The following is a 23,843-nucleotide window of genomic DNA, read 5'->3' as shown; positions in this document are numbered from 1 at the left end:
CTCACCGAGACGGCCGGGGTCCCGAGGGACCCCGGCCGTTTCACTTCCCCCTGGTCGCGTCCCGGCACAGCAGCCGCAGCGAGCCGTCGCCGCCGAAGCACCGGCGGGCCTCCTCGAAGGGGTCCCACAACCTGCCGTCGGGCGTACGTATCCAGTGGTCGCCGCCCGACGCCCACCACTCGGCGCCGGTCTGACGGGCGATCACCTCACCGGCGTACGCCCCGAAGCCGCGCAGCACGCTCTCCACGGCGCCCCGCGGCGTGCCCTCCCGGCGCAGATCCTCGATCATCCGGTCCACCCGCCACAGGCTCTGCGCCGAGTAGTCGAGGCGCAGCCGCGCCCCCTCACGCATCGCCGAAACCGCGTCCGCCGCCCATCGCACCGGCTTCGCCGCAGCTGAGGGCCTGGTCTGCTGCTCTGTCGTCACATCGACAAGAGCGTGGCCGCCGCGGGTTTCGTCACCCGGATCCGGGGGCTGCCCGGGATGGGTGCAGGACCGCCCCGGCTCCACCTCAGGACTGCCACAGGAACCCCGCAGAAAAACAGGTGTGACGTCTGACCGCGCCCGTGCGCTCCAGTCACTGATGAGCATGTACTTCCATCTGCGCGCGGTGCCGCCCCCGGCGCTGCGCAACAGCGCGTCCTGGTTCCGCCGGCTGTTCGCCGACGACTGGAACACCGTCCGGGAGCGGATCGGCCGGCACCGCGAGGAGGTGCTGGACAAGGGGTATCTGCACCACGCGGTGCTGTACGCCGGCATCCCCCCGCACCAGGCGCCGGACGGCCCACGCACCCATGTGGTGCTGGGCGGCCGCCCGGTCTCCCACCCCGACCCGTCCCTGCCGCCCTTCCTGCTGCTCACGGCGGCTCAGGCGGGCCGGGTCGCCGACTACTTGGCCCAGACGGACTTCGAGGAGCTCTGGGGCCAGGCCCGCGAGGAGCTGATGCGGCCGTACGGCATGCCGGAGGCGGAGCGGGACGTGCGGGGCGCCTTCGCCGCCGCACACCGGGACCTGACGGCGTTCTATGCGCAGACGGCCCAGTACGGCGACGCGGTGGTGAAGTGGCTGATGGTCTGAGTCAGACCCTCCCCCGCGCCCTGCGCGACACCACGGCGCGCAACACCCGCCGCCCCTCCACGGACACCTCCAGCGCGGGCCGGAGCCCACCCGTGCCATGAGCGGCCAGCAGCTCCAGGACGGTGATCTGGCGCCGCAGTTCGGCCGCGACCAGCGGTGACATGCCCTCCGTACGACCCTCTCGGCGGGCGTCGACCGAGGAGGCCTCGTCGTCGATCAGGTCGAGCATGCGGTGGATCTGGAGCGAGGCGACCGAGCAGGCGTCGGCCCAGGTCCGTATCTCGGCGGCCGTGCGGTCGGCCGGGGCGGCCGCCAGCATCCGATGGGCCAGCAGCGTGGCCTCGTCCGGCGAGTCCGCCGTACCGTCGACCTTGCCGCGCACCTGTTCCAGCTGTCCGGCCCAGTCGCCGGACGGGTCGGCGAGGCTCGCCCACAGGGGGCGCAGCAGCTCGTCGTCACCGCCCAGCAGGGGCACGCACCGGTCCAAACAAGCCAACCCGCTGGCGGCCAGTCCGCGTTCATCGGCCTGAGCGATCAGTTCCACCAGGCTCATCCGGCACTCCTTCGGCGGGGTCTCAACAGGCCCCTTCCCTAACGGAGCCCGCACTTCCCCTTACTGCGTGCGACGGCCCAGGAGTGTCACAGGGGCACCACAGCGAGCCGGTCGAGCAGCCGGAAGAAGAGGTTTTCGGCCAAGGGGTCGGGGTCGGCGCCGAAGACGTCGAGCAGGGGTTCGACCGCCACGGTGTGCCCGGCCTCGGCGGCCCAGGCGACGGCCCGCTCGGCGGCGTCCCGCGGCTCCAGGAAGTAGTCCTCCAGGGCAAGCCCCTCACCCGCGCCGAGCCGGTTCGCCATCGCGTCCCGCCCGAGGCAGGTCGTCCACGCCCCGCTCTCCGGGCCCGCCGCCTCCACCACCGCGCACTCGCTGTCCATGACGTACCCGAAGAGCGCGGGCGCCCCGGTCTGATGGGCGAGCTCATGCATGTTCCCGACGTCGCCCTCGCCGCTCGGGTACTCCCAGACCTGCCAGCCGTCCGGCGCCTCCTGGCGCAGGCTCAGGCCCGGCGCACCCGCCAGTGCCGCCAGCTCCGCGAGCGGCCGCTCGCCGCGCCCCACGACGAAGTACCCCCAGTAGCCCATGTCCGTTCCCCCAGGCTGTTCGCTTCGGCTCGGGCCGAATACACCACAGCCGTACGTCCGTTCGCAGCCGGATCGGACAATCCGGTGTCTACGCGGGCACGGGTGCGGGTCCCTGAAGTGCCTTCTCGTGCTGCATCCGGGTCAGCCGGAGCACGACGGCGATGGCGAGGGCCGCCGCCACGATGTCGATGACATCCGTGATCATCACGGACTCCACGGCGTCACGGATCTGCTCCGGGGTCTTCGCGTTCTTGTACTGCGTGAACGAGGCCCGCCCCGCGATCAGCGAGATCACCCACAGCGTCCACCAGGCGTTGACAAGACCGTGCGGCCGGGGCGCGGACCAAGGGCTACTGGCGTCCCAGATGTCCAGGGTGATCCGGCGCGGGTACCAGAAATGGATCACCGGCACGAACCAGCCGCCGACCGCCCAGCCGCGCTTCTTGCTGTGCCCGAAGGGGCTGAACACCTCGGCGTTGACCCGCGCCCGGTGGAACCAGCACAGGAACAGCACCATGCTCGCGATCATCGCGACCGTCTGGGCGATGCCGGTCCAGGAGTAGAGCCGCTCCACGCGGTCGGCCCGCCCGTCGAGAACGGCGTCGTAGGAGCCGTCCGCGTAGTCGGCCCACAGCTCGTGCATACCGACGTCCGCCCAGACCGCGGCCAGGTCGGTGGCGATGACCAGGCCGAGCGCGGCGACGGCGGCACGGCCGAGCCCGATCGGTGAACGCAGCCAGGCGGCGGGTGGCGTACGGAGATGGCCGTGCTGAAGGTCGGTCATGAGGCTGTCCCCCCGAAGTCCTGAAACGGAACGCCGGGCGCGGCTCTCCCCAGAACCTCACGCACGGCATGCGGAACATACGGTTCAGCGATGCCGTACGTCCATTCCGTTCAGCCCAGTCGGCCGGCCAGCGCTGTGAAGTCCGCCCAGGACTGCTTCGGCGTGCCCGGGTTCCAGAGCTTCTCGACGGTCGCGCGCAGCGGCATCCGGATGCCGGCCGCCACCTGGTCCTGGGTCTGGGAGTCGGCGAGGTCGCACCAGACGGCGAAGGAACCGCCGAGGATCTGGGGGTCGTACTTCGCCGCGACCGGCTGGGTGCCGCGCAGGACCAGCGGGGTCCACTGCTCGTAGATCCGCTGCCCGGTCGGATAGACGAAGGTCTGCGGCTGGCCGAGGACGTAGTACAGGAACTCGTCGTTGTAGTTGATGACCTGCCGTCCCGCCGCCAGATACTCCACCGGCAGCCGGGCACCGATCTCCTTGCCCGTCCAGTAGGCGACCTGGATGTCCTTGTCGGCCTGGACTGAGGTCCCGCTGAAGAAGCCGTCGTTCCAGGCCCTCGGGACCTTGTCGTGGACGCGGACCGTGGCGGCGCGGTCGTTGAGCCAGCCGGTGGCCAGATCGGCGACGGTCGCCCCGGAGCCGTAGGCCTCCCGCGCCGCGGTCGCGAGCTGCGGGAAGGACGCCTCGGGGTCGGAGACGGTCAGCGCCTGGTACTCGTCACCGCCGAGGTGCCACTGATCGCCCGGGAAGAGTCCGGCGTACTCGTTCAGCAGGTCGTCGACGATCGCGTGGGACTCGTCCTGGGAGATGTCGATCGCCCCGCGCGTCGCCGCCCCGCTCGTATTGCGCAGTTGCAGACCGGGATGGGCAGCGAGCACCGCCCCCAGATGCCCCGGCGAGTCGATCTCGGGCACCACGGTGATGTGCCGCTCCGCCGCGAGCTCGACGATTCGCCGGACCTGGGCCTTCGTCAGATGCGGATCGGAGACGACCTCGGGATGCGAGGAGGACTCGATCCGGAACGCCTGGTCGTCGGAGAAGTGCAGCCCCAGCTGGTTGAACTTCAGATCGCCCAGCTCCCGGACCCGGTTCTCGATCCACTCGGCGGTGAAGTGCTTGCGCGCGATGTCCAGCATGAACCCGCGCACCTTTTTCGCCGGTTCATCCCGTACGACACCCTCGGGCGCCGTACCACCGCCGTGCACCGCCTGCTTCAGCGTCCGGGTCCCGTAGAACACGCCCGCGTCGGCGGCCCCGCTGATGTTCACCCGCCCGCCGCGCACGGTCAGGGAGTACGACTCCGGATCAGCGCCCTCGTCGTCGTTCAGCGACAGCCGTACGTCCCCGGCCCGCACGTCGTCCTTCTCGCCCGCGTAGGTCAGCCCCAGCTCCCGCGCGATCAGCCGCCCCTCGTCGGCCAGGTCCGCGTCCCCGACGACCACCCGCTCCCCCGACACCGGGCGCCACCCGGGCCCACGCGCCGGCGTGTGCGAGCGGACGGCCGGGATGGTCCGGGGAGTACTGGAGAGGGCGTACGACCGACTGGGGCTCGGCGTCGGATCCGCCGCCGCGGTCCGCGATGCCCGCGCCGTCCCGGACGTGGCCGTACCGGTCGGCTGCCGCACCTCCGCCCCCGTGGGCCCGGAGTCGCCGTTACCGCCGGAAGCCCACAGTCCGAGGCCCACCCCGGACGCGGCGACGACGGCCCCGACCAGGAGGGCCCGCTGACCGACTTTCTTGTCCGGCGCCCGGCGCCTGTGCTGGCTCACCTTGCCAACCTACGACCGGTGAGCGCGGGACGCGTCCACCACACGTTCCGAAACTCTCCCGTTCGGCTGAAATTCGGGCATCGGTCGGACGCCTCACGCTCACTGTCGATAACGTGGCGCCACATCTCTCACTGGATCCCCTGCCGAAACGCACGTGACGCCCACACACCTGCCTGGCCGAGTGGCCATACCCCACCAGAAGCGCGGCACCACCCTGGAGCGCTTCAACACGGCACCCGCCGACGAGGTCCAGCACACCCTCCTGACCTGCCTGCGCAGCCTCCGCTGGGCCCACCGCATCACGGCCCACCGCCCGTACCCCACGTTGGACGCGCTGCTGGCGGCATCCGACGAGGCGGCGTACGACCTGACGACGGCGGACCTGTCGGAGGCGTTGTCGGGAGAGGGCCTGCCACCCCTGCCCGAGGGCACCTACTCCGCCGCGGCCACGGCCATGCAGGCGGCGCATGCGGCATATGAGGCCAAATTCGGCCACACGTTCGTCATCTGCCTGGACGGCCTGCCCCCGCGCGAGACCGTCGACCACGTCCTGGCGGGCATCCGGTCACGATTGACAAACGATCCGGAGGAGGAGCGGGTGGTGGCGTGGGAGGAACTGCGGCGACTGGCCAGGGGACGGCTGGGCGAGCTCCTCAGCGGCAAATAACGGGACACACCACTCCGGGGCCGCCCCCGCGTAAGCCAATCCCGGCCAGATAGATAACATGCTGGGGGCCGGTGGACCGTACCCGGCCGGGCCCGACCGACAGCACAAGCCGGCGCGGCCCCAATCCCCGCTCCCGGAGGGACTTCCGTGCCGGCTGGAACGCTGTACCGCGGCCGGGAAGGAATGTGGTCCTGGGTGGCTCATCGAGTCACCGGCGTCCTCATCTTCTTCTTCCTGTTCGTTCACGTGCTGGACACCGCACTCGTCAGGGTCTCCCCCGAGACCTACGACGAGGTCGTCGCGACGTACAAGACGCCGATCATCGCGCTGATGGAGTACGGCCTCTCCGCCGCCGTCCTCTTCCACGCACTCAACGGCCTGCGCATCATCGCCGTCGACTTCTGGTCCAAGGGCCCGCGCTACCAGAAGCAGATGCTCTGGTCCGCCGTCGGTCTGTGGCTGGTGCTGATGCTGGGGGCGATCTACCCCCTCCTCGGCCACGCCGCTCGTGAACTCTTCGGGAGCTGACGCCCATGTCCACGACTGAGAAGACCGCGTCCGGGATCGGCCCCGTCGAGGGCGCGTCCCTGTACAACGTCGACAACCCGGCCCCGCTCATCGAGGCCCCGCGCAAGCGCACCAAGAAGACCCCGAAGTCCACGCGCGGCAACTTCGAGATGGCCGCCTGGCTGTTCATGCGCCTGTCCGGCGTCGTGCTGGTCGTCCTGGTCATCGGCCACCTGCTGATCCAGCTGGTGCTCGACGGCGGCGTCTCCAAGGTCGGCTTCGCCTTTGTGGCGGGCCGCTGGGCGTCCCCGTTCTGGCAGGTCTGGGACCTGTTGATGCTCTGGCTCGCGACGCTGCACGGCGCCAACGGCCTGCGCACGGTCATCAACGACTACGCGGAGCGCGCCAACACGCGGCTGTGGCTCAAGGGCCTGCTCTACACCGCCACGGCGTTCACCATCCTGCTGGGCACGCTGGTGATCTTCACCTTCGACCCGAACATCCGCTAGGCACGGGGCTGCGAGAATCATGAAGATCCACAAGTACGACACCGTCATCGTCGGCGCCGGTGGCGCCGGTATGCGCGCCGCCATCGAGTCGACGAAGCGCAGCCGCACCGCCGTGCTGACCAAGCTCTACCCCACCCGCTCCCACACGGGCGCCGCGCAGGGCGGTATGGCCGCCGCGCTGGCCAACGTGGAGGAGGACAACTGGGAGTGGCACACCTTCGACACGGTCAAGGGCGGTGACTACCTGGTCGACCAGGACGCCGCCGAGATCCTGGCGAAGGAGGCCATCGACTCGGTCCTCGACCTGGAGAAGATGGGCCTGCCGTTCAACCGCACGCCGAACGGCACCATCGACCAGCGCCGCTTCGGCGGTCACAGCCGGAACCACGGCGAGGCCCCGGTCCGCCGCTCCTGCTACGCCGCGGACCGCACCGGCCACATGATCCTCCAGACGCTGTACCAGAACTGCGTCAAGGAGGGCGTGGAGTTCTTCAACGAGTTCTACGTCCTCGACCAGCTGATCACCGAGGTGGATGGTGTGAAGCGGTCCGCGGGTGTGGTCGCGTACGAGCTGGCCACCGGTGAGATCCACGTCTTCCAGGCGAAGGCCGTCATCTACGCCTCCGGCGGCTGCGGCAAGTTCTTCAAGGTGACGTCGAACGCGCACACCCTGACCGGTGACGGCCAGGCCGCCGTCTACCGTCGCGGTCTGCCGCTGGAGGACATGGAGTTCTTCCAGTTCCACCCGACCGGCATCTGGCGCATGGGCATCCTGCTGACGGAGGGCGCCCGTGGTGAGGGCGGCATCCTCCGCAACAAGGACGGCGAGCGCTTCATGGAGAAGTACGCGCCGGTCATGAAGGACCTCGCGTCCCGTGACGTCGTCTCGCGCTCCATCTACACGGAGATCCGTGAGGGCCGCGGCTGCGGTCCCGAGGGCGACCACGTCTACCTCGACCTCACGCACCTCCCGCCGGAGCAGCTGGACGCCAAGCTCCCGGACATCACCGAGTTCGCGCGGACGTACCTGGGCATCGAGCCGTACACGGACCCGATCCCGATCCAGCCGACCGCGCACTACGCCATGGGCGGCATCCCGACGAACGTCGAGGGTGAGGTCCTTCTCGACAACACCACGGTGGTCCCGGGCCTGTACGCGGCCGGCGAGGTCGCCTGCGTGTCCGTCCACGGCGCCAACCGTCTGGGCACGAACTCCCTGCTGGACATCAACGTGTTCGGCAAGCGCGCGGGCATCGCCGCGGCGAACTACTCCCAGACGGCCGAGTACGTCGAGCTCCCGGAGAACCCGGCGGAGCTGGTGATCGACCAGGTCGAGCGGCTGCGCACGTCGACGGGCACCGAGCGGGTGGCCGAGCTGCGCCGTGAGCTGCAGGAGACCATGGACGCCAACGTCATGGTGTTCCGCACCGAGCAGACGATCAAGACGGCGGTCGAGAAGATCGCCGAGCTGCGCGAGCGCTACCGGAACGTCTCGATCCAGGACAAGGGCAAGCGGTTCAACACGGACCTGCTGGAAGCCATCGAGCTGGGCAACCTGCTCGACCTGGCCGAGGTCATGGCCGTCTCCGCGCTCGCCCGCAAGGAGTCCCGCGGCGGTCACTACCGCGAGGACTACCCGAACCGCGACGACGTCAACTTCATGCGCCACACCATGGCGTACCGCGAGGTGGGCGACGACGGCACGGAGTCCGTACGTCTCGACTACAAGCCGGTCGTCCAGACCCGCTACCAGCCGATGGAGCGTAAGTACTGATGGCTACCCCTGTTCTGGACAAGGTCGAGGCGGAGTCCGCGGCCTCCCCCTACATCACGGTCACCTTCCGGGTCCGCCGGTTCAACCCGGAGGTCTCGGCCGAGGCGACCTGGGAAGACTTCCAGCTGGAGATCGACCCGAAGGAGCGCGTCCTCGACGGTCTGCACAAGATCAAGTGGGACGTGGACGGCACTCTCACCTTCCGTCGTTCCTGCGCCCACGGCATCTGCGGCTCGGACGCCATGCGGATCAACGGCAAGAACCGCCTGGCCTGCAAGACGCTGATCAAGGACATCAACCCCGAGAAGCCGATCACGGTAGAGCCCATCAAGGGCCTCACGGTTCTGAAGGACCTCGTGGTCGACATGGAGCCGTTCTTCCAGGCGTACCGCGACGTCATGCCGTTCCTGATCACCAAGGACACGAACGAGCCGACGCGCGAGCGCCTTCAGACGGCCGAGGACCGCGAGCGCTTCGACGACACGACGAAGTGCATCCTCTGCGCCGCCTGCACGTCCTCGTGCCCGGTCTTCTGGAACGACGGCCAGTACTTCGGCCCGGCGGCCATCGTCAACGCGCACCGCTTCATCTTCGACTCGCGTGACGAGGCCGGCGAGCAGCGCCTGGAGATCCTCAACGACAAGGACGGCGTGTGGCGCTGCCGCACGACCTTCAACTGCACGGACGCCTGCCCGCGCGGCATCGAGGTCACCAAGGCGATCGCCGAGGTCAAGAAGGCGCTGATCACGCGCCGCTTCTGAGCCTCCGCGCTCCGGCCACTGGGCCCTGCTCCCGTCGCTTCGGGATCGGGGCCCTCGGGCTTTTCCGGGCCCTGTTCAGCCGCCGACCAGGGGTATGAGCTTCAGGAATGTGACCTCCGTGTCCGCGGTGAGGTCGACCTGCTCGTCCAGGTCGGTGAGTTGGCGGTCGCCGACCAGGACGATCAAGCCGTTCGCGGTGAAGGCCTTCAGGGCCCGCTCCCTGTCGGCCTTCCGACGCATCCGGCGCCCGATCAACTCCCGGACCGTCAGCCGCTCTTCCGCGACGTCGAGCCGTGGGCCCGGCTCGCGCTGTCCCATGGTCGTCTCGTCGACGAAGGTCACCTGTCCCATACGCCGACAGTACGAGACGCCACTGACAATCCCGGGATCGTGCCGATCATCCCTCTACTCTGACTGTGTGTCAGATGACGAGTCCTACGAACTGCTCGGGTTCGACAACGTGCTGCTGCCCGTCGGTGACCTCGGTGAGGCCGTCGGGTTCTATGAACGCGCCGGGTTCGCGGTGGCGTTCCGGTTCGACGAGGCGGGGATCGCGCTGCTGAAGGTGGGTGGTGAGACGCCCGGGATCCTGTTGCGGCAGGAGGAGGGGCTGAATCATCGGCCGCCGCCCTGGCACTCGCCCCGGGTGTGGCTGGAGGTGCCGGACGCCCGCGCGGCCGCCCGCCGACTGGCCGGGGCCGGGATCGCGCCGCTGGACGAGCCGTTCCCGGTGGCCACCGGGTGGACCGTCGAGGTCGCCGACCCGTGGGGGAACGTCGTCGGGTTCACCGACTACTCCAAGCGCCCGGCGCTCGGCCGGAGACCGTGACGGACGGTCATCATCGGCCGGGTTCCGGCCTGTTTTGGCATGCACTCTTCCAAAATCGCGCTCAGGTGGGACGCTGCTGGACGGCTCGATCCACTCCGCACCCCTCACCGAAGGAGTACGTGTGAGAGGCATACCTCGGATATCCCGTTCCCTGGTCGTCGGCGTCACCGCCCTGCTCGCCGCCGGGGCGCTCGCCGCACCGGCGAGCGCCGGGCCCCGGTCCGACACTGGCGTCCGTTCGGTCACCGAAGCGGCGCGGGAAAAGGCCGCCGAGTTCTGGACGCCCGCGCGGATGCGGGCGGCCGAGCCCCTGGATCTGCTCTCCGTGAGCGGGCAGCGCGGCTCGGAGCCGGCCAAGGGCGCGAAGAGCACCGTCCCGGCCACGCCCGCCGACGTCGGCATCCAGGCCTTCCCGAACGGCGGCAGCGCCTGGACCGGCGGCGGGGCCGTGGTGAACACGGCGGGCCGGGTGTTCTTCACCTACCAGGGCCGTACGGCCTCATGCTCCGGCAACGCCGTCACCAGCGCCAACAAGAGCACCGTGATCACGGCCGGCCACTGCGTGAAGCTGGAGGGCGCCTGGCACACCAACTGGGTCTTCGTGCCCGGCTACCACGACGGACAGTCCCCCTACGGCCGCTGGACCGCCACCAAGACCCTGTCCACACCCCAGTGGACAGCGAGCGAGGACATCAACTACGACATCGGCGCGGCCGTTGTGGCCCCGCTGAACGGCCAGTCGCTGACGGACGTCGTCGGCGCACAGGGCCTCGCCTTCAACACCGGCTACAACCTGCGCATGTACTCCTTCGGCTTCCCGGCCGCGAGCCCCTACAACGGCGAGAAGTTCATCTACTGCAGCGGCACCACCAACCGCGACTTCCTGCTGTCCAACGACCACGGCATGACCTGCAACATGACCGGCGGCTCCAGCGGCGGCCCCTGGTTCACGCAGTTCAACGAGTCCACCGGCACCGGACTGCTGTCGTCGGTGAACAGCTTCAAGTACAACTTCTTCCCGAACCGGATGTACGGCCCGTACTTCGGCGCCGACGCCCAGAACCTGTACCAGGCGGCGCAGTCGTCCTGATCCGCACTGGTTAGTCTCGCTCCGTGCCCTCGAAGAACGACAGCCCCGAGCCCAGCAAGTCCGAGCAGACCCGCGCGCTGATCCTGGAGACGGCGATGCGGCTGTTCCAGGAGCGTGGCTACGACAAGACCACCATGCGGGCCATCGCCCAGGAGGCCGGGGTCTCCGTCGGCAACGCCTATTACTACTTCGAGGGCAAGGAACATCTGATCCAGGGCTTCTACGACCGGATCGCCGCCGAGCACCAGGTGGCGGTCCGGGAGGTCCTGGCCCGGGAGACCGATCTGGAGGCGCGGCTTGCCGGGGTGCTCAGGGCGTGGCTGGACATCGCCACGCCGTACCACGAGTTCGCGGTGCAGTTCTTCAAGAACGCCGCCGATCCCGACTCCCCGCTCAGCCCCTTCTCCCCGGAGTCGGAGCACGCGCGCGTGGAGGCGATCAGTGTCCACCGCGCGGTCCTCGCGGGCGCCACGAAGACGAAGGTGCCGGAGGAACTCCGGGACGTCCTGCCGGAGTTGATGTGGCTGTCCCAGATGGGCCTGGTGCTGTACTGGATCTTCGACCGGACTCCGGGCCGCGAGCGCAGCTACAAGCTCGCCGAGCGGGGTGCCCGGCTCACCGCGCGCGGGGTGGCGCTGTCCCGTTTCCGGGTGCTGCGCCCACTCGTGCGTGAGGTGCACGAACTGTTCACGGACTTCCTGCCGGGGATGACGAAGGTGATGCCGAACCCCGGCAAGAAGCCGTAGTCACCTCAGTTGACCGCGTCCACCTCGCCCTCGGCGAGCTCCACGTCGTACACCAGCGGCTCACCGTCGACCACGACGTGCCGCGCACGCGATCCGTACGCCGGGGCCGTCGCCGCCAGCAGATAGGTGCCCGGCGACGGGACGGAGAGGATGTACGAGCCGTCCGCCAGGGAGGTCACCCGGTCCAGCTGACGGCCGCCCTTCGACAGCAGGGTCACGGCCGCTCCCGACACCGGGTCGCCGTCGGTCGTACGGATGAAGCCGTGCACCACGGAGGCACGGCCCTCGGCGACCGGCTGCTGCTCCACGGGATCCTCCTTCGGCTCGACCGCCAGATGCGGCAGCCGCTTCTCCAAACCGGCCGGCAGCCACCAGTTGGAGTTGCCGAGCAGATGCATCGCGGCCGGCACCAGGGCCGTACGCAGGATGAACGCGTCCAGTGCCACCGCCGCCGCGAGGCCGACGCCCGCCATCGCGCCCTCCATGTCGCCGCTGAGGACGAACGCGGAGAACACGCAGATCATGATCAGGGCCGCGCAGTTGATGACCCGGCTGGTCTCCGCGAGGCCGACCCGGACCGCGCGGGCGTTGTCCTTGGTGTGCACCCACTCCTCGTGCATCCGGCTCACCAGGAACACCTGGTAGTCCATGGAGAGGCCGAAGAGCAGCGAGAGCATGATGACCGGCAGGAACGAGGTGATCGGGCCCTCCTTGCCGACGCCGATCAGCTCGGTTCCCCAGCCCCACTGGAAGATCGCCACCAGCACACCGAAGGACGCGGCCGCCGCGATCAGGTTCATCAGCGCGGCCGTCAGCGGCACGACCAGCGAGCGGAACGCCACCAGCAGAAGCAGGAAGCCCAGCGCGATGATCGTCGCGATGAAGTACGGCAGCCGGTCCGCGGTCACCGACGCGAAGTCCTTGAACACGGCCGTCACACCGCCCACATGGGCCTCGACGCCGGCCTGTGGGATCACATCGTCGCGCAGGCGGTCGATCAGCTGGTCGGTCTTCTCCGACTGCGGTGAGGTCGTCGGCACCACGTTGATCACCGAGACACCGTTCGCGGGCGGCGCGGCGGCGACCTGGGCGACTCCCTCGGTCGACTCGATGGTGGTGACGAGGGAGTCGGGCGCGGGGCCCTCCACGACCACTTGGAGCGGGCCGTTGACGCCGGGGCCGAAGCCCTCGGCGAGCAGGTCGTAGGCCTGCCGGGTGGTCGTGGACTCCTGGTGGTTGCCCTGGTCGGTGGCGCCGAGCCGGATCGACAGCACCGGCAGCGCGAGGACCGCCATGACCACGAGGGCGCCCGCCGCGATGGAACGCGGCCGCTTCTGGACATACACCGACCAGCGCGCCGCGAGGCCGCTCGCCTCCTCCGGTTCCGGTCCCGTCGCGGCCAGCCGGCGGCGCTGCCTGCGGCTGAGGACCCGTGGGCCGAGCAGGCCCAGCAGCGCGGGCAGCAGGGTGATCGCGGCCAGCACGCTGAGCACCACCGTCAGCGAGGTCGCGATGACGACGCCGTCCAGGAACCGCATGTTCATCACGAGCATGCCGGCGAGCGCGATGCACACCGTGCCGCCCGCGAACAGCACCGCGCGCCCGGAGGTGTTGAGGGCCGTCACCGCGGCGTCCTCCGGCTTCATGCCGCGCAGGATGCCGCGCCGGTGCCGGGTGACGATGAACAGCGCGTAGTCGATGCCGACGCCGAGGCCGATCAACGAGCCGAGCAGCGGGGCCACTTCGGGCACATCGGTGACATGGCTGAGCAGCATCGTGGAGAGCATGCCGGTGCCGACGCCCGCGATGGCCACGACGATGGGCAGCAGCATCGCGAAGAGCGAGCCGAAGGCCAGGAACAGCACGATCGCCGCGGCGAAGATGCCGACCGTCTCGGAGGTGCCCGCCGGGGGCTCCTGGGTGCGGGCGATGGCCTGGCCGCCCAGCTCCACCTGGAGTCCGTCCTGTTCGGCGGCCTGCGCGGTGTCGACGATGTCCTCGATCACCTCCTTCTCGATGGCGTTGGCCTGCTCCTTGAAGGTGATCTGGGCGTACGCGATCCGCCCGTTCTGGCTCACCTGCGGATCGGCGACCTCACCGACTCCGTCCATCCGGCCGATCTCCTCGAGGGCCGGCTCGATCCGGTTCCGTACGGCCTCGTCCCGTACGGAACCCTCGTCCACCTTCCACACCACCGTGTCGGTGTCTCCGGCGCGCTCCGGGAAGGCCTTCTCCATCAGGTCGTACGCGCTCTTGGAGTCCGTGTCCGGCAGGGAGAAGACGTTCGCGTAGTCCGTGCCCGCGGCGGAACCGCCGAAGCCCAGGCCGAACAGTGCCCCCACCCACAGCAACAGGACCACCAGCCGGTGCCGATAGCACCACCGTGCCAATGTCGCCACGCTCAACGCTCCTTCATCGGTCGTCGGTCGGTCCCCCAGGTCCTGCACACCAGAATTGGGGGCGCGACTCGCGCGCGAACATGCGGCGGGCTTGACTCTCAAGGAACTCCAAAGCGGGAACCGGCCCGGCTGTCAGTGGTCGCGCCGATACTGGGGGCATGACTACGGCTGTGGGGACCGTGCTGGTCGTGGAGGACGAGGAGAGCATCGCCGACGTCCTCGCCATCGCCCTGCGCTACCACCGGTTCGAGGTGATGACCGCGGGCTCCGTCCGCGAGGCCCTGGCGCTCGCCGGGCGCACCCGGCCCGACGTGGCGCTGCTGGACGTCATGCTGCCGGACGGCGACGGCCGCGCCCTCGGCCGCCAACTGCGCATACAGCGACCGGACTTGGCCCTGGTCTTCCTCACCGCGCGCGACTCCCCCGCCGAGATCGTCGGCGCCCTCGGCTTCGGCGACGACTACATCACCAAGCCCTTCGACATCGACGTGGTGATCGCCCGCATCACCGCGGTCCTGCGCCGTACCCGCGCCGCCGACGTCCTCCCCCAGCGCCCACCGCTGCGCTACGGCGATCTGGAGCTGGACGAGTCGACGTACTCCGTGCACCGCGCGGGCCGCTCGGTCGAGCTCACCCCCACCGAGTACGCCCTGCTGCGCTTCCTGGTGCGCAACGGCGGCCGGATCGTGCCCAAGGAGCAGCTCCTCAGGCATGTCTGGCAGTACGAGCACACCCCGCCCGAGTCGACCGTCGTGGAGACCTACATCAGCTATCTGCGCCGCAAGCTGGACGCCCTCGGACCGCCGGTCATCACCACCCGGCGGGGCGTGGGCTACGGACTGGCATGAAGATCCGGTGCCTGGGCCGGGGGCATCGCGGCATCCACTCGCTGCGCGCCAAGCTGACGCTGGCGAACGTGGCGCTGCTGGCCCTCGGCATCGTCGCGGCGACCGCGATCAGCCTGATGGCCGCCCGCCACTATCTCCTGGACAAGGTCGACTCGGAGCTCCTCGCGACCCGCTCCACCCTGCAGAACGCCGGGTTCACCATGCGCCAGATCGAGTCCCTGGGCGAACTGGGCACCGCCATGGACCAGTTCGCGGGCGGCGGCGCCGAATCCCTGCCCAGCTCGACCGGCTCGGTGTTCGTGGCCGTCGACTCCGAGGGCCGCGCGGTGGCCCTCGGCCCGCTCAAACCGACGCCCCGGCAGCGCGCGGTGGCCGCCGAGGTCAGTGATCCCAGGGCCCTGGCCGCCGAGGCGGAGCCCCGCGACATCGACGTGGCGGGCGCCCCGTACCGGGTGATCGCCGCCCGCCTCTCCGACGGCCCGGTGGTCCTGATCGCCATCTCCACCGATGCCCTGCACGAAGGCATGGCCAAGGCCCTCAAGCTGGACCTCACCTTCGGCACCCTGCTGCTGGCCCTCCTGGCCTGTCTGACCCTGTTCAGCGTCAGCCGCAGAATGCGCCCGCTGGAGGACATGGTGGAGACCTCCTCGGCCATAGCGGAGGGCGATCTGACCCGCAGAGTCCCCTCCAGCAAGGAGGCCACCCTGGAGGTGGAGCAGCTAAGGCTGTCCCTCAACTCCATGCTCCACCAGGTGGAGTTGGCCTACCGCACCCGCGAACGCAGCGCGGCCCAACTCCGCCGCTTCGTGGCGGACGCCTCCCACGAACTGCGCACCCCGCTCTCCGCGATACGCGGCTATCTCCAGCTCTACGACAAGGGCATGCTGAACGACCCCGACCAGCGCAAACGGGCCTGGGAGCGGGTCATGGCGGAGGCCGACAGAATGGGCCGCCTGGTGGACGAACTCCTCACCCTGGCCCGCCTCGACCAGCAACCCGAACTCCGCTTCCGCAACGTGGACGTGAGCCGCCTGGTCCGGGACGCGGCGGAGGACCTCCGTATGCAACAGCCGGAACGCCCGATCACGGTGGCGGCGGAGGGCGCCCTCCTGATCCGGGCCGACGAGTCGGGGCTGCGGCAGGTGCTGGGCAACCTGGTGACGAACGTCCGCATCCATACGCCGACGGATGCGCCGGTCCATCTGGGCCTGGAGCGCGAGGACGGCATCGTACGGCTGTGCGTGGCGGACAAGGGCCCGGGGCTCGCTCAGGAGGACGCGGGGCGCATTTTCGACCGCTTCTTCAGGGCGGGAGGAGGCGCGGGGAGCGGTCTGGGGATGGCGATCGTGCAGGGGGTGGTGAAGGCGCACGGGGGGAAAGTGGCGGTGAATACGGCGCCGGGTGAGGGATTGAGCGTGACGGTCACGATTCCGACTTACGGGTCAGATCCACCCGAGCCGCCATAGCCGAAACACACCCGTCCCGTCCGACAAATACTGCCCGCCCCCCACATCCTCACTGCTGACCACATACTCCTTGGCCTGCCAAAGAGGAATCACCGGCACGTCCTCGGCAATCACCTGCTGCACCTCACGGAAGTCATCCACAGCCTCCCCCCGATCGGCAAACCGCTGACTCTCCTGAATGAGCCGATCGACCACCTTGCTGCTGTACCCGGTGTTCATGGTGCCCCCGGACCCGACAAGCGGCGCCCCGTAGGTATCCGGATCGGGGAAGTCCGCGACCCACCCCACGCCGTACGCGTCCAGCTTCCCCGTGGCCCACCGCTTCTGGAAATCGGTCCACTCATAACCCTTGAGCGTCACCTTGAACAGCCCACCGGCCTCCAACTGCGCCTTCAGCTCGGCGGCTTCCTCCGCGGCGGCGCCCCGCCCGGTCGCATAGCCGTAGGTGAAGCGGACGGGAAGCTCGACCCCGGCGTCCTCGAGAAGCGAGCGCGCCTTCCCGGCATCCTGCTTCGGATACGACTCGAAGAACGACGTCGTATGCCCCGTGATCCCCGTCGGAATCAGCGAATACAGCGGATCCACGGTCCCCTGATACACCGTCGCCGCGAGCTTCTCCCGATTGATCAGCCAAGCCATCGCCTGCCGCACCCGCACATCGTGCAGCGGAGAACCCTCACGGGTGTTGAAGTACAGATTGCGGACCTCGGAGCTGTCCGCCTCGGACACCCGCTGACCAGGGTCACCGGGATCGAGTTCGGCGAGCACGTCCGGCGGCAACTGCCGCGTGGCGACATCGATCCGCCGCCCCCGCCAGGCCCGCTCCAACTGGTCCGCGTCCGCGAAGTACCGCAGCTGGATGGGCCGTCCGGTCTCCTGAACCGCGCCCTGGTACTGCCCGTTGGGCACCAGGACCGCCTTGTCGCCCTTCTTGTAGGACGACAGCTCGTACGGCCCGGTGCCGTCGACGCCGTTGTCGGTGCGCAGCCCGTTCTTCGGGTACTTGGTGCTGTCGACGATGGAGCCCGCGCCCGTGGCCACCTTGAACGGGAACGTCGCGTCGGGCGAGGACAGCCGGAAGGTGACCGCCAGACCGTCGGCCGCCACGGAGTCCAGCGTGTCGAAGAGCGACGCGGGGCCGACGTCCGACTTGATCTCCCGCACCCGGTCGAAGGAGTACTTGACGTCCTCCGCGGTCATCGTGCGTCCGCTCGGAAAGGTCAGCCCCTCCCGCAGCTCACAGCGGTAGGTGCGCAGTCCGCCGTCGGCCCACTTGCAGCTCTCCGCCGCGTCCGGCACCGGCGAGGCGCCGCCCGCCTCGAAGGTCAGCAGCGTCTGGAAGACATTGCTGAACAACGCCCAGGACCCGGCGTCGTAGGCGCCGGCCGGGTCGAGCGAAGTGACCGCGTCCGTCGTACCGACCGTGATGGTCCGGTCCTCGTCACCCTCCGACGGCAGCATCTGCCAGCCGACCACTCCCACGGCCGCCAGCACGAGCAGCGTCGCGAGAATCCGCATGCGAACAGATCGCATGGTGCCCTCCCCGGGCCCGTCACGGACCCCAGCGCATATGCCACTCCCCTAGTGGCGCGCACACCTAATCACACGTATTTCACCTGGGGGAAGGGGAGTTTGGCCGAGATGGGAAAGAACTTACCGAAGGGTGTTTCCGGCAGGTTTCACAGCTTGCACACAGGATCAGGCCTGCCTGGAGGCCAGTTCGATCACCGTGATGTCGGACGGGGCCCCGACCCGCGTGGGCGGGCCCCACGCACCGGCGCCCCGGCTGACGTAGAGCTGGGTGTCGCCGTACCGCTCAAGGCCCGCCAGGGTCGGATTCGCCCCGGCCGCGATGAGGTTGCCGGGCCAGAGCTGGCCGCCGTGGGTGTGGCCGGAGAGCTGGAGGTCGACGCCGTGCTCGACAGCGTCGTGGATCTGGACGGGCTGGTGGGCGAGGAGCACGCACGCGCGTGCCCGGTCGCGGTCGCCGAGCGCCTTGGCGAAGTCGGGGCCCTGGCCCTCGTCCTCGCCCGCGATGTCATTGACGCCGGCGAGGTCGAACCAGGGCAGTTCGGTGCGGGCGTTCTCCAGCGGGAGCAGGCCGAGCCGCCGTACCTCCTCGACCCACTGCTCGGCGCCCGAGAAGTACTCGTGGTTGCCGGTGACGAAGTAGGCGGGGGCGTTGAGCTGCCGCAGGGGCGCCGCCGCCGGGCCAAGATCCTTCACGCTGCCGTCGACCAGGTCGCCGACGACCGCGACGAGGTCGGGCTGGGTCGAGTTGATGGTGTCGACGACCCGTTGCGCGAAGCCCCGGCCGAGGACCGGGCCCAGGTGGATGTCGCTGACCACCGCGATGCGGTAACCGTGCGCCGCGCGCGGGAGCTTGGCGAGCGGAACGGTGACCCGCTTCACGCTCGGCCCGTTCAGGACGCCGTACGTGCCGACTCCGACGGTCCCGACGGCCACTGCCGCGGCGGCGCCGCCGATGACGCGGGAGACGAAGAGGCGGCGGGAGGGGGCGGCGACGAGGAGGCCGGAGTCCTCGGGCTCGGGCGCCGGGGGCGCGCCGACCGACACCGGCTCGGCCTGCCGTACGGGCACCTCGGCGGGCTTGCGCCGCTCCAGCAGGCGGCGCAGCAGCGGTCGTACGGCCTCACCCGCCAGCAGCCCCAGCAGCAGGTAGATCGAGAGCGCCAGCCACAGGAAGCCCGGCCACGCCAGCACGCGCTGGAGCCAGAAGGGCGCGCCGGTGCGCTCGGCGATCAGCGCGCCGAAGGCCATCACCCAGCCGCCCGCGACGAGCGCGGCGCCCGCGCGGCGGACCCAGCCGGGGCCGCTGGTCGTGTCGCGGAACAGGCGGCGCCACACGTACCAGTTGGCCGTCACCATGACCGCCAGGACGAGCACCAAGAAGACGATGACCACGTAAGTCGTATCCCTTTGTTGTCTCTGTGACGTCCGGCTATGACGTCCGGCGCAATGCGCGCACTCCGCGCAACCCGATGCCCCCGACGACCGTCCCCAATACGAAGGAGACGACCGCGAGCAGCAGGTGCACCCAGAAGTAGCCCGTCGGGTCGCCCGCGTCGTCGAACGCGAGCCCGCTGCCGTCCTTGACGAGGTTCTTGACGAAAGTGATCCAGATGACCCAGCTCCACACCCCGAAGGCGAGCAGGAACCAGGAGACGGGGCGGCTGAGCTTCATACGTTCAGTATCGCCGCCGCCTGTCCGGTTCCGTGGCCGGGGTGGGGGTCGGGGCGGGACTTCACGTGCTGTGCCCTGTACGTTCTCGTCCGTGTCCGCACCCCAGAAGACCACCAGGCGATCACTGCTGGTCACTTCCGCCGTTCTTTCGTCCCTGGCGCTGAGCGTGCCCGTCTCGTACGCGGCCCCGAGTCCGTCACCGACGCCGTCCGCCACTCCCCCGGCGAACATGTCGACGGTGGGCGGTGAGCGGCTCGGGCAGCCGGGGACACAGGTCGAGCTGGCGAGCGGGGTGCCCGTGCTGCCCAAGGACCTGTCCGCGCGGTCGTGGATCGTCGCCGACGCCGAGTCCGGCGAGGTGCTCGCGGCGCACAACGCGCACTGGCGGCTGGCTCCGGCGAGCACGCTGAAGATGCTGTTCGCCGACACCCTGCTGCCGAAGTTCCCCTCCTCCACCAAGCACAGGGTGGTCCCCTCCGACCTGGTGGATGTGGGGTCCGGCTCCAGCATGGTCGGGATAAAGGAGGGTGAGACCTACACCGTCCACGATCTGTGGCTGGGCGTCTTCCTGCGCTCCGGCAACGACGCCGTGCATGTGCTGTCGAAGATGAACGGCGGCATCAAGGAGACCGTGGCGCAGATGAACGCGCACGCCGAGGAGCTCCAGGCCCTCGACACCCACGCGGTCTCCCCCGACGGCTACGACGCCCCCGAGCAGGTCTCCTCCGCGTACGACCTGACCCTGATCGCCCGATCCGGGCTGCAGAAGAAGGACTTCCGCGAGTACTGCTCGACGGTCAGCGCGAAGTTCCCGGGCGAGACAAAGAGGAACAAGAAGGGCAAGTCGGTCCGTACGTCCTTCGAGATCCAGAACACCAACCGGCTGCTGAGCGGCGACTCCGACATCCCGGTCTACCAGGGCATCGCGGGCGTGAAGAACGGCAACACCACCAACGCGGGCGCCACCTTCACCGGTGTCGCCGAGCGCGACGGCAAGGTGCTGCTCGTCACGGTGATGAACCCGGAGAAGGACGAGAGCAACGAGGTCTACAAGGAGACCGCGAAGCTCTTCGACTGGGGCTTCAAGGCGGCCGGCAAGGTCCAGCCGGTGGGTGAGCTGGTGCCGCCGAAGGGCGCGGCCGAGGCGAGCGCGCAGCCGGGCGCCAATGACGATTCCGGCTCGGGCTCCGGCTCCGGTGAGGCGGGCGGGTCCGGGGACAGCTCGTCGTCGCAGAAGCCGGTGGTGGGCGCGGCGGCCGAGGGCGGTTCCAGCGGCATCGGGATCGCGCTCGCGATGACCGGCGGTCTGCTGGTGCTGCTCGCGGCCGGCGCCTTCCTGGTCAACCGCCGGTGGCCGCTGCCTGATCTGGTACGCCGTCGTCGGTGACACCCTCTTCCGCCTTGCTGGGCGTGGCCGTCCAGGCGGAGCAGAACACGACCAGTTTCGCCGTGAAGTTGATCCACAGCAGCAGGGCGACCGGCACCCCGAAGGCGCCGTACATGCTCTTCCCGGCCACGCCCTGCATATAGCCGCTCAGCAGCAGCTTCAGCAGTTCGAAGCCGATCGCGCCGATCAGCGCGGCCACCATCAGGCGGCGGCGCGGCGGCTCGACGCCGGGCAGCAGGGTGAGGACGTAGAGCAGCAGCAGGAAGTCGGCGAGGACGGCGATCGAGAAGGCGAGGACGCGCAGCAGGATGCCGCCCCAGCCGCCCTCGTCGATGCCGAGCTCGCGGGTGATCCAGCCGACCATCGCGGAGGCGACGGTGGAGGCGGCGATCGTGACGAGCACGGCGCCGCCCAGGCCCACCAGGACGCCCGCGTCCTTGGCCTTGCGCAGGACGGGGTTCTCCTCCTCGTCGTCCAGCGCCCACACCGCGCGCAGGCTCTCGCGCATGGAGCCGACCCAGCTGATGCCGGTGACCAGCAGCAGGGCGCCGGCGATGAGTCCGACGGTGCCGGCGTTGTCCACCAGGCCGTCGATGTTCAGCTGGTCGGAGATGCCGGGCACCTGGTCGGCGATCTTTTCCTCCAGCGTGTCCTGCTGGTCCTGGCTCAGCGTCGCCGCGGCAATGGCGGCGGCCACGGCCAGCATCGGGAACAGCGCGACAAAGCTGGTGAACGTCATCGCCGCGGCCAGCCGCGTCCACTTCACCCGGTCCATGCGCTCGTACGACCGCCACACGTGCGTGGTCATCAGCCGGGCGACGAGCGGCCCGACGACGGGGAGCTTTTTCAGCCAGTCCATGATCCGACTCTCCCCTCGCTACGGAAGACCCATGTCCGGGTTCCCCAGAACCGCAGGACAGTCGCCAGAGCCATGCCCACTCCGGCGCCCGAGACGAGATCCGCGCGCGGGGAGGTGAGCCCGAGGCCGTAGTGGCTGACGGTCAGGCAGAGCAGTTGTACGGCGGCCCCGGCGACGTTCACCGCGAAGAAGGCGGCGTAGGGGCGCAGGCCCCGCGGGCGGGTGTGCCGATAGGTGCCGAGCGCGTTGCCCGCGTAGGCCACCGAGCAGCCGGCGACGAAGGAGAGCACCTTGGCGGTGAGCGGGTCCAGCCCGGCGGGGCCGCGCAGGGCGACGAAGACGGCGGTGTCGACGGCGTAGGCGAGCAGGCCGACGGCGGCGAAGCCGAGCAGTTCACGGCGGTGCGGCGAGGGGGGCGTGTGCGGCGAGCGGTGCGCTGGAGGGGGCGTGTTCGGCGAACGGCCTCCCCACGCGCGCGGGCTCACCAATTGGCCACCGCCAGGCCGTACATGGCCATCCAGACGAGGGCGATCAGGGCGAGGGCGCGGTCCCCCAGCACGACGTCCTCGGGTTCGCCCGCCGTGCCGCGGTCGGCGAAGACGGCGTACCTGAGGATCGCGAGGATGAACGCGACCATGGACAACTGCCGCCAGGGCAGCACGCTGGTGTGCGGGACGCCGCCCTCCTCCAGCGCCCACAGGCAGTACCCGAGGACGGCGACCCCGGCCGCGAGCTGCCAGACGAAGCGGAGATAGCCGGTGGTGTACTCGGTGAGCAACGCGCGCGTGGCGCCCGCTTTTCCGGCCATCTGCACGGCTTCGGAGTAGCGCTTGGCCGACACCATGAACAGTGCGCCGAAGCCCGTCGTGATCAGGAACCAGCGTGAGAGCGGGATACCGAGGGCGAGCCCGCCGACCATGGCCCGCATCAGGAAGCCGGTCGTGACGACGGCGAGGTCGACGACGAGGACGTGCTTGAGGCTGACGCAGTACGCCAGTTGCATGCCCAGGTAGGCGGTGAGCAGGGCGGCGACGAGGGGCTCGCTCAGCCATGCGGCGACGGCCGGCGCGAGGACGGCGAGGGCGCCGCCGACTGCGTAGGCGACCGGTACGGGGACCTGTCCCGCGGCGACCGGGCGATGCCGTTTGGTGGGGTGGGCGCGGTCGGCCTCGGCGTCGCGGGCGTCGTTGATCAGGTAGACGGCGGCGGCGCAGGCGGTGAAGAGGGCGAAGACGAGGGCGAGTTGGGTGAGGGCGCGGGCGGTGAAGAGCTGTCCCGCGGCCGCGGGGGCCGCCACGACGAGGACGTTCTTGACCCACTGCTTGGGGCGGGCGGTCCTGAGCAGGCCGCGCAGGAGGCCGCGGTCGGGGGGCGGGGTGCCGGTCCGCGGGGGCGTGCGCTGTTCCAGGAGCGCGGGTTCTCCGGTGCCGCGCGCGGTGCCGGTGAGTGGCGCGGTCTCAGTCATGTGCGCCGCCTCTCATCCAGCGCGCACCTGCACGCGCCGTGAGCGCCCCCAGGGCCGCGCCTGCCGCTACGTCGGAGGGGTAGTGGACGCCGACGATCAGGCGGGAGAGGCACATGGCGGTGGCGAGGGGTGGGAGGGCGGCGCGGGTTGCGGTGAGGGCTGCGTGTGCCCCGAGTCTGCCGCGCGCTCCCAGCATGCCGAAGGCGACCGCGGCTGCCGTGGCGGAGGCCGCGTGCGAGCTGGGGAAGGAGTGGCGGCCCGCGGTGTGTACGAGGGGGTCGATGTGCGCGGGGCGGGGGCGGCGCACCACCCTTTTCACACCCATGCTGACGAGGTGCGCGCCCGCGGTGAGCGCGGTTCCGCGCAACCACGCGCCGCGCCGAGCACCGTCCACGGCGGCTCCCGCGAGGCCCGCCGCCAGCCACACGGCACCGTGCTCGCCGGCCCAGGACAGGGCGCGCGCGGCGCCGGCGACGCGCGGGTCGCAGCCGTACATACGCAGCGCCGAAAGGATTCGGTGGTCCAGGTGGTCCATGCGGACTCACTGTTCACGCCG

The 23,843-nt window shown here is 69.9% G+C and carries 26 protein-coding genes; 12 read left to right on the top strand and 14 right to left on the bottom strand.

Annotated features, from left to right (window positions below; genetic code table 11):
• Positions 1-40: 40 nt before the first annotated feature.
• Positions 41-427: a hypothetical protein gene (locus OHT76_RS26845; protein ID WP_328873409.1), complete on the bottom strand. Its 387-nt coding sequence runs from the start codon at positions 425-427 to the stop codon at positions 41-43.
• A 121-nt stretch (positions 428-548) separates the two neighbouring features.
• Between OHT76_RS26845 and OHT76_RS26840 the strand changes: the two genes are divergently transcribed.
• A complete protein-coding gene (locus OHT76_RS26840; RefSeq protein WP_328873408.1) occupies positions 549-1,079 on the top strand; it encodes a DUF1877 family protein in 531 nt (176 codons plus the stop codon).
• Position 1,080: 1 nt separating this feature from the next.
• On the opposite strand, the gene OHT76_RS26835 is transcribed toward OHT76_RS26840, so the two are convergent.
• From OHT76_RS26835 to OHT76_RS26820, 4 genes are all read right to left on the bottom strand, one after another.
• The gene (locus OHT76_RS26835) at positions 1,081-1,632 is read right to left on the bottom strand and encodes a hypothetical protein (protein ID WP_328873407.1); all 552 of its coding nucleotides are present in this window, start codon (positions 1,630-1,632) and stop codon (positions 1,081-1,083) included.
• 86 nt (positions 1,633-1,718) lie between these two features.
• Positions 1,719-2,219 (bottom strand): hypothetical protein, encoded by a 501-nt coding sequence (locus OHT76_RS26830; protein WP_328873406.1) that lies wholly within the window; start codon positions 2,217-2,219, stop codon positions 1,719-1,721.
• A gap of 88 nt (positions 2,220-2,307) precedes the next feature.
• On the bottom strand, positions 2,308-3,003 hold the full coding sequence (locus tag OHT76_RS26825; protein ID WP_328873405.1) for a DUF4328 domain-containing protein: 696 nt from the start codon (positions 3,001-3,003) through the stop codon (positions 2,308-2,310).
• A gap of 110 nt (positions 3,004-3,113) precedes the next feature.
• Positions 3,114-4,775, bottom strand: a complete 1,662-nt coding sequence (locus OHT76_RS26820) for a beta-N-acetylhexosaminidase (protein ID WP_328873404.1) — start codon at positions 4,773-4,775, stop codon at positions 3,114-3,116.
• 154 nt (positions 4,776-4,929) lie between these two features.
• Here OHT76_RS26820 and OHT76_RS26815 point away from each other — a divergent pair, with 154 nt between their 5' ends.
• From OHT76_RS26815 to OHT76_RS26795, 5 genes are all read left to right on the top strand, one after another.
• Positions 4,930-5,442: a 2-oxo-4-hydroxy-4-carboxy-5-ureidoimidazoline decarboxylase gene (locus OHT76_RS26815; protein ID WP_328873403.1), complete on the top strand. Its 513-nt coding sequence runs from the start codon at positions 4,930-4,932 to the stop codon at positions 5,440-5,442.
• Between the two features lie 147 nt (positions 5,443-5,589).
• Complete coding sequence (gene sdhC, locus OHT76_RS26810) at positions 5,590-5,970, top strand: succinate dehydrogenase, cytochrome b556 subunit (RefSeq protein ID WP_328873402.1); 381 nt, start codon at positions 5,590-5,592, stop codon at positions 5,968-5,970.
• 5 nt (positions 5,971-5,975) lie between these two features.
• A complete protein-coding gene (locus OHT76_RS26805) occupies positions 5,976-6,458 on the top strand; it encodes a succinate dehydrogenase hydrophobic membrane anchor subunit (RefSeq protein ID WP_328873401.1) in 483 nt (160 codons plus the stop codon).
• A 19-nt stretch (positions 6,459-6,477) separates the two neighbouring features.
• A complete protein-coding gene (gene sdhA / locus OHT76_RS26800; RefSeq protein WP_328873400.1) occupies positions 6,478-8,232 on the top strand; it encodes a succinate dehydrogenase flavoprotein subunit in 1,755 nt (584 codons plus the stop codon).
• Positions 8,232-8,993 (top strand): succinate dehydrogenase iron-sulfur subunit, encoded by a 762-nt coding sequence (locus OHT76_RS26795; RefSeq protein WP_328873399.1) that lies wholly within the window; start codon positions 8,232-8,234, stop codon positions 8,991-8,993. Before sdhA ends, OHT76_RS26795 begins: the two co-directional genes overlap by 1 nt.
• 75 nt (positions 8,994-9,068) lie before the next feature.
• Here OHT76_RS26795 and OHT76_RS26790 read toward each other — a convergent pair whose 3' ends face one another.
• Complete coding sequence (locus OHT76_RS26790) at positions 9,069-9,344, bottom strand: hypothetical protein (protein ID WP_328873398.1); 276 nt, start codon at positions 9,342-9,344, stop codon at positions 9,069-9,071.
• A 67-nt stretch (positions 9,345-9,411) separates the two neighbouring features.
• Here OHT76_RS26790 and OHT76_RS26785 point away from each other — a divergent pair, with 67 nt between their 5' ends.
• From OHT76_RS26785 to OHT76_RS26775, 3 genes are all read left to right on the top strand, one after another.
• Positions 9,412-9,822: a VOC family protein gene (locus tag OHT76_RS26785; RefSeq protein ID WP_328873397.1), complete on the top strand. Its 411-nt coding sequence runs from the start codon at positions 9,412-9,414 to the stop codon at positions 9,820-9,822.
• A gap of 121 nt (positions 9,823-9,943) precedes the next feature.
• On the top strand, positions 9,944-10,912 hold the full coding sequence (locus tag OHT76_RS26780; protein WP_328873396.1) for a trypsin-like serine peptidase: 969 nt from the start codon (positions 9,944-9,946) through the stop codon (positions 10,910-10,912).
• A 23-nt stretch (positions 10,913-10,935) separates the two neighbouring features.
• Positions 10,936-11,658 carry a TetR/AcrR family transcriptional regulator gene (locus OHT76_RS26775; protein ID WP_328873395.1) on the top strand — a complete coding sequence of 241 codons (723 nt, stop codon included), beginning with the start codon at positions 10,936-10,938 and terminating at the stop codon, positions 11,656-11,658.
• 5 nt (positions 11,659-11,663) lie between these two features.
• On the opposite strand, the gene OHT76_RS26770 is transcribed toward OHT76_RS26775, so the two are convergent.
• The gene (locus OHT76_RS26770) at positions 11,664-14,048 is read right to left on the bottom strand and encodes an MMPL family transporter (protein ID WP_328876628.1); all 2,385 of its coding nucleotides are present in this window, start codon (positions 14,046-14,048) and stop codon (positions 11,664-11,666) included.
• Positions 14,049-14,215: 167 nt separating this feature from the next.
• On the opposite strand from OHT76_RS26770, the gene OHT76_RS26765 reads away from it, so the two are divergent.
• Positions 14,216-14,905, top strand: a complete 690-nt coding sequence (locus OHT76_RS26765) for a response regulator transcription factor (RefSeq protein ID WP_328873394.1) — start codon at positions 14,216-14,218, stop codon at positions 14,903-14,905.
• Positions 14,902-16,371 (top strand): sensor histidine kinase, encoded by a 1,470-nt coding sequence (locus OHT76_RS26760; RefSeq protein WP_328873393.1) that lies wholly within the window; start codon positions 14,902-14,904, stop codon positions 16,369-16,371. The genes OHT76_RS26765 and OHT76_RS26760 overlap by 4 nt, the downstream gene beginning before the upstream one ends.
• Here OHT76_RS26760 and OHT76_RS26755 read toward each other — a convergent pair.
• The 3 genes from OHT76_RS26755 to OHT76_RS26745 all read right to left on the bottom strand — a co-directional run bounded on the left by OHT76_RS26755 (position 16,348) and on the right by OHT76_RS26745 (position 19,576).
• Positions 16,348-17,904 carry an ABC transporter substrate-binding protein gene (locus tag OHT76_RS26755; RefSeq protein ID WP_328873392.1) on the bottom strand — a complete coding sequence of 519 codons (1,557 nt, stop codon included), beginning with the start codon at positions 17,902-17,904 and terminating at the stop codon, positions 16,348-16,350. The genes OHT76_RS26760 and OHT76_RS26755 overlap by 24 nt on opposite strands.
• Before the next feature lie 165 nt (positions 17,905-18,069).
• Positions 18,070-19,296 carry a metallophosphoesterase gene (locus tag OHT76_RS26750; RefSeq protein WP_328873391.1) on the bottom strand — a complete coding sequence of 409 codons (1,227 nt, stop codon included), beginning with the start codon at positions 19,294-19,296 and terminating at the stop codon, positions 18,070-18,072.
• A 37-nt stretch (positions 19,297-19,333) separates the two neighbouring features.
• Positions 19,334-19,576 carry an SCO4848 family membrane protein gene (locus OHT76_RS26745; protein ID WP_186281261.1) on the bottom strand — a complete coding sequence of 81 codons (243 nt, stop codon included), beginning with the start codon at positions 19,574-19,576 and terminating at the stop codon, positions 19,334-19,336.
• Positions 19,577-19,667: 91 nt separating this feature from the next.
• Between OHT76_RS26745 and OHT76_RS26740 the strand changes: the two genes are divergently transcribed.
• Entirely contained in the window at positions 19,668-20,963 is a 1,296-nt protein-coding gene (locus OHT76_RS26740; RefSeq protein WP_328873390.1) for a D-alanyl-D-alanine carboxypeptidase family protein, read from the top strand.
• On the opposite strand, the gene OHT76_RS26735 is transcribed toward OHT76_RS26740, so the two are convergent.
• From OHT76_RS26735 to OHT76_RS26720, 4 genes are read right to left on the bottom strand one after another with little or no spacing between them, the layout of a single operon-like run.
• Positions 20,917-21,822 (bottom strand): YihY/virulence factor BrkB family protein, encoded by a 906-nt coding sequence (locus OHT76_RS26735; protein ID WP_328873389.1) that lies wholly within the window; start codon positions 21,820-21,822, stop codon positions 20,917-20,919. The two genes, OHT76_RS26740 and OHT76_RS26735, sit on opposite strands and share 47 nt — an antisense overlap.
• A complete protein-coding gene (locus OHT76_RS26730; RefSeq protein ID WP_443049838.1) occupies positions 21,810-22,307 on the bottom strand; it encodes a GtrA family protein in 498 nt (165 codons plus the stop codon). Before OHT76_RS26730 ends, OHT76_RS26735 begins: the two co-directional genes overlap by 13 nt.
• Positions 22,304-23,287, bottom strand: a complete 984-nt coding sequence (locus tag OHT76_RS26725) for a decaprenyl-phosphate phosphoribosyltransferase (RefSeq protein ID WP_328873388.1) — start codon at positions 23,285-23,287, stop codon at positions 22,304-22,306. Before OHT76_RS26725 ends, OHT76_RS26730 begins: the two co-directional genes overlap by 4 nt.
• Complete coding sequence (locus tag OHT76_RS26720; protein ID WP_328873387.1) at positions 23,280-23,822, bottom strand: phosphatase PAP2 family protein; 543 nt, start codon at positions 23,820-23,822, stop codon at positions 23,280-23,282. The genes OHT76_RS26725 and OHT76_RS26720 overlap by 8 nt, the downstream gene beginning before the upstream one ends.
• Positions 23,823-23,843: the final 21 nt, after the last annotated feature.

Source organism: Streptomyces sp. NBC_00287 (assembly GCF_036173105.1).
Classification (GTDB): Bacteria; Actinomycetota; Actinomycetes; order Streptomycetales; family Streptomycetaceae; genus Streptomyces.
Note: the sequence above shows the minus strand (reverse complement) of the source record. Positions and strands in the feature narration are given on the sequence as shown.

Excerpts from the sequence above, each read along its gene's own strand:
- OHT76_RS26835 (WP_328873407.1), bottom strand. The coding sequence starts at position 1,632 with ATGAGCCTGGTGGAACTGATCGCTCAGGCCGATGAACGCGGACTGGCC.
- OHT76_RS26830 (WP_328873406.1), bottom strand. The coding sequence starts at position 2,219 with ATGGGCTACTGGGGGTACTTCGTCGTGGGGCGCGGCGAGCGGCCGCTC.
- OHT76_RS26825 (WP_328873405.1), bottom strand. The coding sequence starts at position 3,003 with ATGACCGACCTTCAGCACGGCCATCTCCGTACGCCACCCGCCGCCTGG.
- OHT76_RS26805 (WP_328873401.1), top strand. The coding sequence starts at position 5,976 with ATGTCCACGACTGAGAAGACCGCGTCCGGGATCGGCCCCGTCGAGGGC.
- sdhA (WP_328873400.1), top strand. The coding sequence starts at position 6,478 with ATGAAGATCCACAAGTACGACACCGTCATCGTCGGCGCCGGTGGCGCC.
- OHT76_RS26795 (WP_328873399.1), top strand. The coding sequence starts at position 8,232 with ATGGCTACCCCTGTTCTGGACAAGGTCGAGGCGGAGTCCGCGGCCTCC.
- OHT76_RS26790 (WP_328873398.1), bottom strand. The coding sequence starts at position 9,344 with ATGGGACAGGTGACCTTCGTCGACGAGACGACCATGGGACAGCGCGAG.
- OHT76_RS26765 (WP_328873394.1), top strand. The coding sequence starts at position 14,216 with ATGACTACGGCTGTGGGGACCGTGCTGGTCGTGGAGGACGAGGAGAGC.
- OHT76_RS26760 (WP_328873393.1), top strand. The coding sequence starts at position 14,902 with ATGAAGATCCGGTGCCTGGGCCGGGGGCATCGCGGCATCCACTCGCTG.
- OHT76_RS26755 (WP_328873392.1), bottom strand. The coding sequence starts at position 17,904 with ATGCGATCTGTTCGCATGCGGATTCTCGCGACGCTGCTCGTGCTGGCG.
- OHT76_RS26745 (WP_186281261.1), bottom strand. The coding sequence starts at position 19,576 with ATGAAGCTCAGCCGCCCCGTCTCCTGGTTCCTGCTCGCCTTCGGGGTG.
- OHT76_RS26735 (WP_328873389.1), bottom strand. The coding sequence starts at position 21,822 with ATGGACTGGCTGAAAAAGCTCCCCGTCGTCGGGCCGCTCGTCGCCCGG.
- OHT76_RS26725 (WP_328873388.1), bottom strand. The coding sequence starts at position 23,287 with ATGACTGAGACCGCGCCACTCACCGGCACCGCGCGCGGCACCGGAGAA.
- OHT76_RS26720 (WP_328873387.1), bottom strand. The coding sequence starts at position 23,822 with ATGGACCACCTGGACCACCGAATCCTTTCGGCGCTGCGTATGTACGGC.